The 13,633-nt window shown below is 44.7% G+C and carries 13 protein-coding genes and 1 tRNA gene; 6 read left to right on the forward strand and 8 right to left on the reverse strand.

Annotation, left to right across the window (positions count from 1 at the left end; genetic code table 11):
• Positions 1–156 precede the first annotated feature (156 nt).
• The 6 genes from B092_RS0109055 (at position 157) to B092_RS0109080 (ending at position 7,074) form a co-directional block, all read left to right on the forward strand.
• Positions 157–1,884 carry a PAS domain-containing sensor histidine kinase gene (locus B092_RS0109055; protein WP_018574922.1) on the forward strand — a complete coding sequence of 576 codons (1,728 nt, stop codon included), beginning with the start codon at positions 157–159 and terminating at the stop codon, positions 1,882–1,884.
• A 29-nt stretch (positions 1,885–1,913) separates the two neighbouring features.
• A complete protein-coding gene (locus B092_RS0109060; protein ID WP_018574923.1) occupies positions 1,914–2,522 on the forward strand; it encodes a response regulator transcription factor in 609 nt (202 codons plus the stop codon).
• Positions 2,523–2,546: 24 nt separating this feature from the next.
• On the forward strand, positions 2,547–3,416 hold the full coding sequence (gene folD / locus B092_RS0109065) for a bifunctional methylenetetrahydrofolate dehydrogenase/methenyltetrahydrofolate cyclohydrolase FolD (RefSeq protein WP_018574924.1): 870 nt from the start codon (positions 2,547–2,549) through the stop codon (positions 3,414–3,416).
• Complete coding sequence (locus tag B092_RS0109070) at positions 3,416–5,479, forward strand: M3 family metallopeptidase (RefSeq protein ID WP_018574925.1); 2,064 nt, start codon at positions 3,416–3,418, stop codon at positions 5,477–5,479. Before folD ends, B092_RS0109070 begins: the two co-directional genes overlap by 1 nt.
• Positions 5,480–5,492: 13 nt before the next feature.
• Complete coding sequence (locus B092_RS0109075) at positions 5,493–6,113, forward strand: SCO family protein (protein WP_018574926.1); 621 nt, start codon at positions 5,493–5,495, stop codon at positions 6,111–6,113.
• 142 nt (positions 6,114–6,255) lie between these two features.
• Positions 6,256–7,074, forward strand: a complete 819-nt coding sequence (locus B092_RS0109080; protein WP_018574927.1) for a glutathione S-transferase family protein — start codon at positions 6,256–6,258, stop codon at positions 7,072–7,074.
• An 80-nt stretch (positions 7,075–7,154) separates the two neighbouring features.
• Here B092_RS0109080 and B092_RS0109085 read toward each other — a convergent pair whose 3' ends face one another.
• From B092_RS0109085 to B092_RS0109120, 8 genes are all read right to left on the reverse strand, one after another.
• The gene (locus B092_RS0109085; protein ID WP_026253698.1) at positions 7,155–7,856 is read right to left on the reverse strand and encodes an ABC transporter ATP-binding protein; all 702 of its coding nucleotides are present in this window, start codon (positions 7,854–7,856) and stop codon (positions 7,155–7,157) included.
• Positions 7,857–7,864: 8 nt separating this feature from the next.
• Positions 7,865–8,626, reverse strand: coding sequence for a high-affinity branched-chain amino acid ABC transporter ATP-binding protein LivG (gene livG, locus B092_RS0109090; protein ID WP_018574929.1), 762 nt, complete (start codon positions 8,624–8,626; stop codon positions 7,865–7,867).
• A complete protein-coding gene (livM, locus tag B092_RS0109095) occupies positions 8,626–9,855 on the reverse strand; it encodes a high-affinity branched-chain amino acid ABC transporter permease LivM (protein WP_018574930.1) in 1,230 nt (409 codons plus the stop codon). Before livM ends, livG begins: the two co-directional genes overlap by 1 nt.
• Positions 9,855–10,778, reverse strand: a complete 924-nt coding sequence (gene livH / locus B092_RS0109100) for a high-affinity branched-chain amino acid ABC transporter permease LivH (RefSeq protein ID WP_040608390.1) — start codon at positions 10,776–10,778, stop codon at positions 9,855–9,857. Before livH ends, livM begins: the two co-directional genes overlap by 1 nt.
• A 197-nt stretch (positions 10,779–10,975) precedes the next feature.
• Positions 10,976–11,551: a queuosine precursor transporter gene (locus tag B092_RS0109105; RefSeq protein ID WP_018574932.1), complete on the reverse strand. Its 576-nt coding sequence runs from the start codon at positions 11,549–11,551 to the stop codon at positions 10,976–10,978.
• Positions 11,552–11,578: 27 nt separating this feature from the next.
• Positions 11,579–12,415 carry a pyrroline-5-carboxylate reductase gene (gene proC, locus B092_RS0109110; protein WP_018574933.1) on the reverse strand — a complete coding sequence of 279 codons (837 nt, stop codon included), beginning with the start codon at positions 12,413–12,415 and terminating at the stop codon, positions 11,579–11,581.
• 15 nt (positions 12,416–12,430) lie between these two features.
• Complete coding sequence (gene selD / locus B092_RS0109115) at positions 12,431–13,504, reverse strand: selenide, water dikinase SelD (protein WP_018574934.1); 1,074 nt, start codon at positions 13,502–13,504, stop codon at positions 12,431–12,433.
• A gap of 26 nt (positions 13,505–13,530) precedes the next feature.
• Positions 13,531–13,626: transfer RNA gene (locus B092_RS0109120), tRNA-Sec, on the reverse strand.
• Positions 13,627–13,633 lie beyond the last annotated feature (7 nt).

Genomic DNA, 13,633 nt, shown 5'->3' on the forward strand with positions numbered 1-13,633 from the left:
ATAATACGACATTCAATAGGATCACACCAGTCATCTATTTAATAGATTGATAACCTTTATCCTGTAAGGATAATTAATATTGCTAAAATGGACCATGCAATAAACAAAGGTTGTTGCAGATTGCGATCCATTCGCTTAGCTTTTACAGGTTTCTTTATGTCTACTCATTCTGATCTTTCTTTTATTCTGCCACAAGCTCTAAAAGATGATAATAAACGCAGACTGCATTGGATCATTCCTGTTTTCGTGCTCGTTCTATATGTACTGGTTATTTTTGCATTTATAGCCATTCAAAATATCCAGCATCAGCATGCAATTCTCTACTCAAACGCTGAGGAAGTTCGTCACCAGTTACTTATTTTCTTAGTCGTTGCCATGTCATTCACTATCGTAATCAGTTTATTGACCTTATGGCATTACACTCGAATTCGCTCCGAAGCGGAAGAGCAGCTATTTTTAGAAACCACCTTTAGACGCGCGATGGAAAACTCTATGTCCACAGGCATGCGGGTATTAGATATGCAAGGTCGGGTGGTCTATGTGAACCCTGCCTTCTGTCGTATGGTTGGTTGGAACGAATCGGAGCTGCTAGGGACACTCTTTCCTTATCCTTATTGGGTCGAGGATAAGCTCGAACAGCACCAAAAATATTTAGACATTGTCTTGAGCGGCAAGACCCCCAGTTCCGGCATGGAGATGGAGGCTCGGCGTCGTGATGGTTCTATTTTTACCGCACGTTTATATGTCTCGCCACTTAGAGACCCTCAGGGTAAGCAAATCGGTTGGATGACATCAATGACTGACATCACCGAACCAAAGCGCATTAGAGAAGCACTCACAGCTGCCCATGAGCGTTTTATGACAGTATTGGAAAGTTTAGAGGACACCATCTCTGTCGTTGCTGACACCGCAAATGGACCGGAATTGCTTTTTGCCAACCGCACCTATCGTCGGCTTTGGGGTTCCGAAGCGCATGGACACGCTCTGCTCTACAATGCCGCTACCAATCATCACGATGAGCAATATGAAGACAACAATGAATTTTATATTCCTCACATTGATAGCTGGTTTGAAGTGCATCATCGCACGCTTAACTGGACCGATGGCCGTAAGGTCCGGCTACAAGTTGCTCGCGACATCTCTCAACGCCGTCAGTATGAGAAAAAGCTGCTCGCTCAGCAAGAAAAAGTACAGCTCAGCGGTCGCCTCAGTACGTTGGGAGAAATGGCAAGCTCCTTAGCCCACGAGTTGAATCAACCACTAACCGCTATTGTCAATTACAATACAGCCATTGCAGCGTTAATTAAAAGTGACAAACTGGACAAAGAGCGTTTGTTGCAAGTCCTAGACAAGTCTATTTCTCAGACTGAACGAGCCGGACGTATCATTTCTCGTATTCGTGAATTTGTTCGGCGCAATGATCCTGAACAACAAGCGGTTAAAATAGATACAATCGTCGACAACACCATGGATTTAGCCATTTTAGAGAGTCGCAAATACAATAAACAAATTGAAGTCAATCTACCCGAAGACTTGCCTGAGGTTTATGTTGATCCTATTCTAATTGAACAGGTGTTGCTCAATCTCATTAAAAATGGCCTAGAAGCGATGGCTCAGAGTGAGCATGACAAGCTGTATGTACATATTTCACAAGTCGGTCAAGAAATGCAAGTTCAGGTCATTGATAGCGGCCATGGCCTCAAAGATGCAGAGCGCTTATTTGAGCCATTTTATAGCACTAAAAAAGAGGGGCTGGGCATTGGCCTAAATATCTGTCGCTCAGTGATTGAGGCTCATCGAGGCAGGCTCTGGGCTGAAAACAATCCGGGCGGCGGCACCATATTTTCGTTTAGAGTTCCCTGCTATCGCAAAGCAGAGAATTAATCCTCACAACATGGAGTAACAAAGTAATTATGATAGACCATAGTAACAGTGTGATTTTTGTAGTAGACGATGATGATGCAGTTAGAGACTCCTTACGTCTTCTTCTTGAAACTCAAAACTATCAAGTACAAACCTTTGCTAGCGGTGAAGAGTTTCTTGAGCAGTACAATCCAAATCTTGTGAGCGTCTTAATTACTGATGTACGCATGCCAGGCATGTCCGGACTACAGTTACAAGAGCAACTCATTGAGCGTAAGGCCACCTTACCAATTATTTTTATCACTGGTCATGGCGATGTCAATATGGCTGTTTCTACAATGAAAAAAGGTGCCGTTGATTTTATTGAAAAACCATTTAATCTTGATGAGATCAACCCGGTTATAACCCGTTTCTTAGACCAAGCCTATGAACAAATGCAAGAAGCGCTTTCACTGCAAGAAGTTGACGATTTGCTTGCTCGCCTAACTGGCCGTGAGGAACAAGTTCTTGAACGCATTGTTGCCGGTCGTTTAAACAAGCAAATTGCTGATGATTTAAGCATCAGTATCAAAACAGTAGAAGCTCACCGAGCCAATATTATGGAAAAACTAGAAGTCAGCACCGTTGCTGATTTAATGAAAATTGTCTTAAAGAAATAGTTAAACACAGGATCCAAATCTCAAATGAACGCTAAAATCATTGATGGCAAAGCCTTATCCGAAAAAATCAAACAAAACTTAGCACCCACGATAGACGCTCTTAAAGCAAAGGGCATCACCCCTTCTCTGACTGTCGTGTTAGTTGGCGAAGATCCTGCATCTCAAGTGTATGTCCGCAATAAGCACAATACCTTCCATAAAATGGGACTGGATTCAACGATTGTCAGCTTAGCTGCTGATATCACGCAAGATGAGCTCCTAGAAAAAATCAATGAACTAAACGAGGACCCGAAGGTCAATGGCATTTTAGTACAGCTGCCATTGCCTAAGCATTTAGATAGCCAACTAGTCATTCAGCATATCAAAGCCGAAAAAGATGTTGACGGCTTCCACCGTTTAAATGCCGGCGCTCTAATGACCGGCGATCCTCAGTTAATTCCTTGTACCCCTTATGGGATTATGAAAATGCTCGAGGATCAGGAAGTACAATTAAGAGGTGCAGAGGCAGTTATCATCGGAGCCAGTAACATTGTAGGCAAACCGATTGCCCTTCTCCTACAAAAAGCAGACGCAACTGTCACTATCTGCAATTCAAAAACCAAAGATTTAGCAGCACACACCAAACGAGCTGATGTGCTGGTCGTTGCTACCGGTCGTCCCGGTATGATTAGCGGCGATATGATCAAACCGGGTGCTGTGGTGATTGATGTCGGTATTAATCGCTTAGACAACGGCAAATTAGTGGGTGATGTTAATTTCGATGAAGCACTGCAAGTAGCTTCCGCCATTACCCCTGTGCCGGGCGGTGTGGGTCCCATGACCATCACCATGTTATTGGTCAACACCATACAAGCCACCATGCACCAACATGGTCTGGAGGACCTTTTTAAATAATGACTGAACAACTAACTAATAATCCATTACTAAACCCTGTTGAGCAACTCGTTGCTTACGAACAGATTAAGACCGAACATATTGTTCCTGCCTTAGAGTTTTTGCTCAAAGAGGTGAAAGCACTCATTGAGCAAGCCATGTCGATCGAAGAGCCTACTTGGGACAACTTCATTGAGCCGATGGAATATGGCACAAGCCGCTTATGGCGTGCTTGGAACGTTGTTAATCACCTTAATAGCGTTCAAAATACAGACGAAATTCGTGCTGCTTACAATACGTTATTACCGCAAGTGTCTGAATTTTCCACTTGGATCGGTCTAAATAAAGAGTTATTTAATCAGTACAAAAAGCTACACGAAAGCGAACAGTTTCAACAGTTAAATAAAACCCGCCAACGCATTATCACCGAGGCCTTAAAGGATTTTAAACTCGGTGGTGTAGAGTTAGAGGGAGAAGCTAAAGAGCGTTACGCTGAGATTAGCGAGCAAATGGCGATGACTAGCCAGCAATTTGCTTTAAATGCACTTGACGCAACAGATAACTGGTCCTATACGACTGAAGATGCAACCGAAGTTGAAGGCATTCCAGAGCAGGCATTAGAGGCCGCCAAGGCTTTAGCAGACGGCAAGGGCTGGACCTTTAATTTAAAGATGCCATCTTATTTGCCAGTTATGCAATACGCTCAAAGCTCGGCCTTACGCGAACGCATGTACAGAGCGTATGCTACCATTGCTTCAGAGCAAGGCGACAAAAAATATGACAACTCTCAAAACATCGAAAATCTCTTGGCCTTAAGAACCGAGCTTGCGCAGATCTTAGGTTTCAAAGATTTTGCGACAATGCAATTGGAAAAGCGCATGGCCGATAGTCCGGCAGAGGTCATTGATTTTATCCGCGGTCTGGCTGCGCGTGCTAAACCATTTGCAGAAAAAGACATTGCTGAACTCAAAGCATTTGCCAGCAAAGAGCTTAACATGAGCGATCTACAGCCTTGGGATCTTGCTTATGTGTCTGAAATTCTCAGAGAAAAGAAATATGCATACTCCGACGAGGACGTAAAGCAATACTTACCCGAAGACCAAGTCATTGCGGGTTGCTTTGACATCATTGAACAGCTCTTTAGCGTCAAGTTTGAAGCGGTTGACGCTGAGACTTGGCACCAAGACGCCAAGGTCTATGCACTCAAAGAGGGTGACACCTTAATCGGCCATCTATATACCGACTTACATGCTCGCAGTGGCAAGCAAAGCGGTGCTTGGGTTGCCAACGAGCGTACACGTCACCTTCACGGTGAGCAGTTAATTACCCCCGTGGTGTATTTAACGTGTAACTTCACGCCACCCCAAAATAACAAAGCCAGCCTTTTACGCCTAGATGATGTCATCACCCTCTTCCATGAAATGGGTCATGCCCTGCATGCCTTACTTTCAAAAGTTGATGATCCCTCTGCCTCTCCATTTTCAAGTGTGGAATGGGATGCGATTGAACTACCCTCTCAGTTCATGGAAAACTTCTGTTATGAGTGGCCGGTCATTCAAAAGCTTAGCCGCCATCACCAGACGGGCGAGACACTACCTCGTGAGCTCTTCGATAAAATTGTTGCAGCTAAAAACTTCCAGACAGGTATGCAAACCGTGAGACAACTGGAGTTCTCACTATTTGATATGTTGCTTCACCAACAGGTTAATAAGCTCAACATTAGCGATGTCCTAAAGCAATTGGACGATGTACGCCAGGAAGTCGCTGTTGTTATTCCACCGAGTTGGCACCGGTTCCCGCATAATTTCTCACATATTTTTGCAGGCGGCTACTCTGCAGGGTACTACAGCTACAAATGGGCTGAAGTACTCTCAGCAGATGCTTATAGCTATTTTGAAGAGAATGCGACTGAGGAATTAGGCACTCTCAACCCTGCATCAGGTGAGCACTTTAAAAAAGAAGTGCTGGCAGTCGGCGGTTCAATCCCTGCGACAGAGTTCTTTGAAAACTTCCGAGGTCGTGCAGCAGATGCAAGTGCTTTATTGCGTCACTACGGCATGTTCGAAGAAGGTGCTGAGGCCTAAGAAGAGAGCAACAATGACTATTTTTTTAAAAAAAACGCGCATTGCTCTGTCACTATCCCTAGCTTGTCTGGGGGTAGTGGCAAGCACACACAGTACACTGGCCTATAGCGCAGAAACTTCTTTTTACTCAACCCGCAATCATTTGCCTAAACTACAGTTTGATTTGGCCATTGGCGATAATCAGCGCCTGACCGCAAAAGACTTAGAGGGTAAAGTTGTTTTAGTTTATTTCGGTTATACTTACTGCCCGGATGTTTGCCCCACGACAATGGCTGAGCTGGCGCTTATGAAAAGCTCGCTAACAGCGCAACAACAAGAGCAAGTACAAGTTCTCATGATTAGTGTCGATCCCCACCGTGATACACCTAAGCGTCTGGCGCAATACCTAGAGGCCTTCGGTATGGGTGCCCTCGGCGTCACCGGTACTGAAAGAGAAATTGCCGATATTGCTAAGCGTTACCGAGTAGCCTATCAAATCGAGAAACCTCAAAACCCTGAGTATCCGACAATGTATGATGTCATGCATGCAGAAGGTATTTATGTCTTTGACCAGCAGGGGCGAGCAAGCTTCCTAGCCTCAAATAGTCATGATATCGAGACGATGCGTGATCGTATCATTGAGTTACTAAATTAATTAATTTAACCCAAAGTTAGTAGGTAAAAAGCTTATAAAAGCAATAATCAATGCTAAGCTTTATGTCAACCTCATTGATAACTAATTAAAACACTGATTTTTATCATTAAATCAATCAACACTTCAACGTTTAAAGGAGATAATGGCCATGCTCACTCTTTTCCACCTCCCTTCTACAGGTTCATTTCGTAGTATCTGGCTAGCTTGTGAACTTGGTCTAACCTTTAAAATAAATCGCCGTGAGGACACTAAGGACTCAGAAGCAAGCAATACACACCCTCTAAGCAAAGCACCCATGCTTTTAGATGGTCCTATCAGTATTGCCACACACGGGGCCGCTCGCGAATATCTCTTAAGCAGCTACGACCGCTCCGGTATGCGTCCACCCATGGCACACCCCGACTATATTCAGTATTTACAATGGGTTCACTACCTTGAAGGTACCCTTCTTCCGCTAGTCGATCAGCAGCGTATTATTAACAAACTGGGGCAATCCAGAGTGCCGTTTTTTGCACGTTCTATCATGAAAAAAACGGTACTGAACTACGCGGCTAACAATATCGAACCTGAAATTAATCGCCAGCTGAACTATATCAATGAAAGCCTAGGCGAAAGCGGGTGGACCTGTGGCAGTCAATTCTGTGCCGCTGATATTGATCTTGCTTACATCTTATTAGGTTTAGAGTCCGAGGGTAAGCTACAGGCAGATCACAAAAATATTGACATGTTTTTAAACGCTGTAAAAGAGCGTAGTACCTATCAATTGGCACAAGAAAAGGCGTCAATCACAGCCGCCACACTGAGTTATGAAGAGCAAAGCGCAGCTGGTGAAGATCAACAAGACCTTCAAAAAAGCAATGACGAGCCTACCCTAAGCGAGCAAGCTTCAGAACAAGCGGTAGACGAAGCACCTTCCGATCTTGAACAAGTAGAAACCAAGACAGACAAAACACCAAACTAATACTGTCTCATTAGCACCCGCCAACCATTCACCATAACAGCAGAAGCCCATATTAATATATGGGCTTCTGCGTTATCCTTTTAGTGGCCTAGGTAGGCTTTACCCACCTCATCATTGAGTAATAGGTTAGCACCCGTGTCGTGCAATACAATGCGGCCAGTTTCTAACACATAGCCGCGATCAGCAATTTGCAAAGCTTTGTTAGCGTTTTGCTCGACTAAGAAAACAGTAATCCCTTCATCTCGAATGGTTCTAATGATTTCAAAAATCTGCTCAATGATAAGCGGAGCAAGACCTAGTGTCGGCTCATCTAATAGCAACATTTTTGGCTTACTCATCAAGGCCCTACCAATGGCCAGCATCTGCTGCTCACCGCCGGACATCAAACCGGAACGTTGTCCTGCACGTTCTTTTAAGCGAGGAAAGAGCTCAAACACATGCTCAACACCGGCCTCAATTTCTTCGCGATTTAGAAAAAAAGCCCCCATCTTAAGATTTTCCAAGACATTTAAATCCGGAAAAACTCGGCGACCTTCAGGAGAAATCGCTATGCCTTTACGCATAATCATGTGCGTATGAAGATCAGAAATATCCTCACCTTCGAAACTGATCGTCCCGGTTCGTAAGCGAGGATTGCCGCAAATAGTCATTAGAGTGGTCGTTTTGCCCGCGCCATTACTGCCAATCAGCGTAACGATTTCGCCCTGATTAATCTCAAGGTTGACGTCATACAAAGCCTGAATGGCCCCATAGCCCGAATTGATATTTTCCAGTTTTAACATGGCCATCATTACTCTCCGAGATACGCCTTAATTACGTTTGGATCCGTACGAACTTCCTCCGGTGTACCGATAATTAAAGGTTTACCGTATTCCATCGCTAAAATACGATCGGAAATATTCATAATTAATCCCATATCATGTTCAATTAATAAAACAGCCAAATTGTAATCTCGGCGAAGTTGATCGATCAATTCTGCCAATTGAATTTTTTCTTGTGGATTCAGGCCGGCGGCCGGTTCATCCAATAACAATAATTTCGGGTCAGTGATCATGCAGCGTGCAATTTCCAAACGACGCTGGTGACCATAAGCCAAATTGCCGGCTTCGCGATTGGCAAACTCCTTGATGCCCATAAACTCAAGCCAAAAAACGGCTTTATCTAAGGCCTTTTTTTCAGCGCGGCGATGACTCGGCAGATTGAGTAAACCGGGTAAAAAACCAGCTGTTTTATTGTGTTGCGCCACCAATAGGTTTTCTAAGACGGTCAAGCTTTTGAATAAACGAACGTTTTGGAAGGTACGAACCAGCCCTTGCTTAGCGACCAAATGACTCGTCCAACCCGTGATATTTTGTCCATTTAAAACAATACTGCCCGAGCTCGGTTTATAAAAACCACTAATACAATTAAAGACAGTAGTCTTACCCGCTCCGTTAGGACCAATGATGGCGAAGATTTCATTTTTTTTAACATCTAATGACACATGATCAACTGCCAGCAGGCCACCAAATCGCATGCAGATATCACGAGCTTCTAAAATAACATCACTCATTACTTAATCTCCACCTGCGGTCGTTGTGCCGGCAATAAGCCTTGAGGACGCCAAACCATCATCAGCACCATAATCAAACCAAAAATAAGCATACGATATTCTGCAAACTGACGTGCCACTTCCGGCAAGGCAGTTAGCAGGATAGCCGCTAAAATCACCCCGAGTTGTGATCCCATGCCACCTAATACAACCACCGCAAGGATCAGAGCGGATTCAATAAAGGTAAAGGATTCCGGATTAACTAAGCCTTGGCGTGCAGCAAAGAATGCGCCACCGAAACCAGCGAACATCGCACCCAAGGTAAAGGCTGAAAGCTTGATGCTGGTCGGATTTAAGCCGAGAGAGCGGCAGGCAATTTCATCCTCACGTAATGCTTCCCAAGTTCGACCAATCGGCATACGAATGAGACGATTAGAGACTATGAGCGTAATCACTGCCAAGGCCAAGGCTAATAAATACAAATAGATAACCACATGATTTGAGTTATATACCCAACCCATCATTTGGTGGAAAGTCTGCTCACCTTCCGGTGCTCTACGAGCCATCACATGACCAAGCAAGGTCGGCTTTGGTATATTAGCGATACCGTCAGGCCCACCGGTCCACTGACTTAAGTTAATTAATAAGAGACGAATAATCTCACCAAAACCCAAGGTGACGATCGCTAAATAGTCACCTCGTAACCTCAGCACCGGGAAGCCTAAGATGTAGCCAAATAATGCCGCCATGGCACCGGCCATCGGCAAGGCAGCCCAGAATCCCCAACCGGCCCAATGGAATAACAAGGCATAAGTATAGGCACCGACAGCGTAAAAACCGACGAAACCCAAGTCTAATAACCCTGCATAACCGACAACGATATTGAGTCCTAAGCCGAGCATCACATAAATCAATACTAAGGTAGCAATATCAACATGCGATCGCGAGCTGAAAAAAGGCCAAATAGCAGCCAAAACAACCACTAATAAAAGCAGCAAATTAATGGTGCGCGGTTTTAAAACAGGTAGTGCCCAGCGCGACTTCTTGCCGGCACTCGCGATATTTTTAAAAATATACGGTTTAACTAATTGCACCACAAATACAGCCGCAACCCCCATAATCACAAATTCCCAATCAGGAACAATAATTGTTTGAGCTCCTTGACGTATGAGTTGCAAACCAAAAATCGGAATAACCATCACGGCTGTCAGTACCGCTGCAAAAATTGCACTCTTTAAATTCTCAGCCATTAGACTTTCTCCACTTCAGGTTTACCTAACAGGCCTGTTGGACGGAATAATAGAATCAATATCAACAAACCAAAGGCCACGATATCCTTATATTCTGAGGACCAATAGGCTGCTGCTAATGTCTCAACTACCCCGAGTAATAAGCCCCCTAAAATAGCGCCAGGAACACTACCGATACCGCCAAGAACAGCGGCAGTAAACGCCTTGATTCCGGCAATAAAACCAATGTACGGATTCAACTTACCAATGGAAAGTGCAATTAAGACACCCCCTACCGCGGCGAGCATGGCGCCCAAGACGAAAGTAAATGACACCACACGATTTGTATCAATACCGAGCAGGTTAGCCATATGCATGTCTTGAGAACACGCTCTTGACGCACGCCCCATGCGCGAATTCTTGATATATAACGTCAAGGCAATCATTAAGATAAACACGACAGCAATAATCAAGAGCCGTGAATAAGAGAACATAACGGGATAACCAACCCCCAGGTCAAGCTTAAACGCGCCTGAAATGATGTTTGGCACGGCCATATCACGAGCGCCCTGACCTAAGGCAACCCAGTTTTGCAAGAAAATTGACATACCGATGGCGGCAATCAACGAGACAAGGCGTGGGCTATTACGTGCCGGTCGATATGCCAGACGCTCAATACTATAGCCATAAATCCCGGTGACGACAGCAGCCACTAAAATCATGAAGAGAATTAATAGAGGTAATGGTAAAAAACCATTAACCCCGATAGCAGTCAAGGTGACTAGACCCACATAGGCACCAATCATATAGACTTCGCCGTGGGCGAAGTTAATCATACCTATGATGCCATAAACCATGGTGTAGCCAATGGCAATCAATGCATAAATGGCTCCTAGTGAAAGCCCATTAAATAATTGCTGGATAAGCTGAGGCAGAAAATCCATAAGTTCGTGCCCTTCAAAAATAAAACAATTGCCAATAATAATCTTAAGCAAGTGATTTATCTATTGGCACAAACACTTATTTATTGATACATTACACCAAAAAAATCTATGTTTATGATGTATATCAGCGTGACTGTGGTGGCACCTCTAGAACTAACGACTTTATTTTCAGTCATTAGCAGCTTTAGTTGAGTTGTTTAATTTTTTTGTGCACCTAAGTTCCACATCAAGGCTCTAAAAGGCGCTAACAATAAAAGTGATAAACCGACTTTAATAATTGAGTCGCCCAACGCCAGTGTCACCCAAGGAACCGGCGTACCAATAAAGCTGGTGGCAAAAAACACATAAGTATCAATAATCGAAGCCAATACACCGGCCACCATCGGTGCTAACCACCAAGAGCGTTGACGCAAACGATTAAAGACATAGATATCTAATACATGGGCAACTAAAAAAGCCGAGGCTGAGGCAATGGCAATTCTAGGCGTAGACAAAAAGATAGAAACAATGAGCGCTGCTGCAAAACCCCAATACACAATACGACGTGCGGCCTGTGGGCCAAATCGACGATTCAATAAATCAGTCACCAAAAAAGTAATAGGATAAGTTAATGCACCAATGGTTAGCCACTCATTGATATGAAACTGCGGTTGCACAAAGTAATTTGAAGCAGCCACTAAGCTACACATAATCACTAGTGCAATGATGCGTTGATAGTTCGCCAGTGGCTCAAACTCAATTGCCTTAATATGAATGTCCGGAGAGTGATCCATTTTGTCAGTATAAAAATAGAATAATAGTTATTTCTCGGGGGCCAGCTCAACGGCCAACTCTTGGGCTTTATCATGAGCTGCCTTCATAGCAGATGCCACAATGACTTTTAAGTCGCGCTGTTCAAATACGGACAAGGCCTGTTCGGTCGTTCCCTTTTTAGAGGTGACACTTTGTCGTAAAGAAGCAATTTCCTCGGTAGACTGCTCCATCATCAGCACACCGCCTTTAAGCGTCTGCACTGCGTGGGCTCGTGCAGTGGCCTGATCGTAGCCTAAAGCCATGGCGCCTTCAACCAATGCCTCAGCAAACAGATAAACATAAGCCACACCACTACCACTTAATCCGGTCACTGCATCGAGCATGGATTCATCTTCAAAGAAGTCGATGCGACCACACGCGTTAAACATCTGAACAAACTGCTCACGCTCTTCATCCGTGACCGCAGCCGAACAGAAGACCCCAATCACCCCCTCTCCAATCAGAGAAGGCGTATTAGGCATGGTTCTGATGATTTTTAATGAGTCCTCATCGCATGGGCCGTGTAAGAAATAAGCTAGGCTATCAACTGTCAACCCGGCGGCGACACTGATGACTAATTTATCACTTGAAAAATAGCGCTGATAATCTTGCAATACCTCTTGCATCATTTGAGGCTTAACCGCCAAGATCCAAACATCGGCATCAGCAAAGGCGTCGTCGGCACCAATTTGCACATTTGGCACACCCTTGGACTGCCATCTGAGTACCGATGCGTCGGAGCTAACTGAGATTAATAAGTCATCAGCAGTGCAACTGCCCTGCGCCAACATTCCATCAATAATAGCGGCAGCCATATTGCCACCGCCAATAAACGCTATTTTCATATGCACCAAATAAAATTAAGTCACAATGACTTTAGGGGTGTCAGTCGATTGAGTCACTTCCCCTATGACTGTGGCTAGAGCAAAGCCCTCGGACTCAAATAGAGCCAGCACCTCGTCAACCGCATCAGGACTAACGGCCAACAACAAACCACCGGATGTTTGAGGATCGGTCAATAAAGCACGGTCAACTTCAGTCAAGGAATCAGCCAAATCAATATAATCAGAAATGGCATGCCAGTTGCGACCGGAAGCGCCGGTAATAAATCCTTGCTGTGCTAATTCACGAGCTCCCTCTAAAAAAGGAACCTTGGCAACGTCAATGCTCAGCTCAACACCCGAGGCGCGAGCAATTTCAGAGGAATGACCCAACAAACCAAAGCCGGTGACATCTGTCATCGCATGGACACTATCTAAGGGGCCAAGCTTAGCACCGGGCGTATTTAATTGCGTGGTTGAGTTAATCATGAGCTGATAAGCAGCTTCTGATAGGGCATTTTTTTTAAGGGCAGCAGAGAAAATACCGATACCTATGCCCTTAGATAAAATTAATACATCACCCACCTGAGCTGAGGAATTACGCTTGATACGCTCAGGATGAACCGTCCCCATCGCGGCAAGACCGTAAATAGGTTCCACTGAATCAATCGAGTGACCGCCTGACACAGGGATACCTGCCTGATGACACACATCTGCCCCGCCCTTGAGAATCTCGGCAATTTGCTCATGTGGTAGTACATTAATAGGCATTGCCACCAACGCTAAAGCCATTGCAGGCGTACCGCCCATCGCGTAAATATCGGATAAGGCATTAGTCGCTGCAATTCGACCAAAATCGTAAGGGTCGTCAACAATCGGCATAAAAAAATCAGTCGTTGCAATTAAGGCCTGTTGATCGTTTAGTTTGTAAACAGCTGCATCATCAGCCGTTTCATTACCCACTAAAAGATTAGGAAAAGCCTTGCCCTGCGGCATATTAGACATTAACTTTGACAAGACGTCAGGCGCAATTTTACAACCACAACCGCCACCATGTGACAACGAGGTTAAACGAGGGGTATCAATCAATTGAGTAGAGCTATTTTCGGCCATGAAACTCACCATCCGGAAATATTAATTGGCGGAAGGTAGCAGGAGTCGAACCTACCTGGGAATGTCTGACATCCCCAACTGGATTTGAAGCCCAGCCGCAACACCGGTTACGCATACCTTCCGAAAGAA

The organism is Oligella ureolytica DSM 18253, from assembly GCF_000373745.1.
GTDB classification, from domain to species: Bacteria; Pseudomonadota; Gammaproteobacteria; order Burkholderiales; family Burkholderiaceae_B; genus Oligella; species Oligella ureolytica.

Excerpts from the sequence above, each read along its gene's own strand:
- folD (WP_018574924.1), top strand. The coding sequence starts at position 2,547 with ATGAACGCTAAAATCATTGATGGCAAAGCCTTATCCGAAAAAATCAAA.
- B092_RS0109085 (WP_026253698.1), bottom strand. The coding sequence starts at position 7,856 with ATGTTAAAACTGGAAAATATCAATTCGGGCTATGGGGCCATTCAGGCT.
- B092_RS0109075 (WP_018574926.1), top strand. The coding sequence starts at position 5,493 with ATGACTATTTTTTTAAAAAAAACGCGCATTGCTCTGTCACTATCCCTA.
- B092_RS0109105 (WP_018574932.1), bottom strand. The coding sequence starts at position 11,551 with ATGGATCACTCTCCGGACATTCATATTAAGGCAATTGAGTTTGAGCCA.
- selD (WP_018574934.1), bottom strand. The coding sequence starts at position 13,504 with ATGGCCGAAAATAGCTCTACTCAATTGATTGATACCCCTCGTTTAACC.
- proC (WP_018574933.1), bottom strand. The coding sequence starts at position 12,415 with ATGAAAATAGCGTTTATTGGCGGTGGCAATATGGCTGCCGCTATTATT.
- B092_RS0109055 (WP_018574922.1), top strand. The coding sequence starts at position 157 with ATGTCTACTCATTCTGATCTTTCTTTTATTCTGCCACAAGCTCTAAAA.
- B092_RS0109080 (WP_018574927.1), top strand. The coding sequence starts at position 6,256 with ATGGCCATGCTCACTCTTTTCCACCTCCCTTCTACAGGTTCATTTCGT.
- B092_RS0109070 (WP_018574925.1), top strand. The coding sequence starts at position 3,416 with ATGACTGAACAACTAACTAATAATCCATTACTAAACCCTGTTGAGCAA.
- livG (WP_018574929.1), bottom strand. The coding sequence starts at position 8,626 with ATGAGTGATGTTATTTTAGAAGCTCGTGATATCTGCATGCGATTTGGT.
- livH (WP_040608390.1), bottom strand. The coding sequence starts at position 10,778 with ATGGATTTTCTGCCTCAGCTTATCCAGCAATTATTTAATGGGCTTTCA.
- livM (WP_018574930.1), bottom strand. The coding sequence starts at position 9,855 with ATGGCTGAGAATTTAAAGAGTGCAATTTTTGCAGCGGTACTGACAGCC.
- B092_RS0109060 (WP_018574923.1), top strand. The coding sequence starts at position 1,914 with ATGATAGACCATAGTAACAGTGTGATTTTTGTAGTAGACGATGATGAT.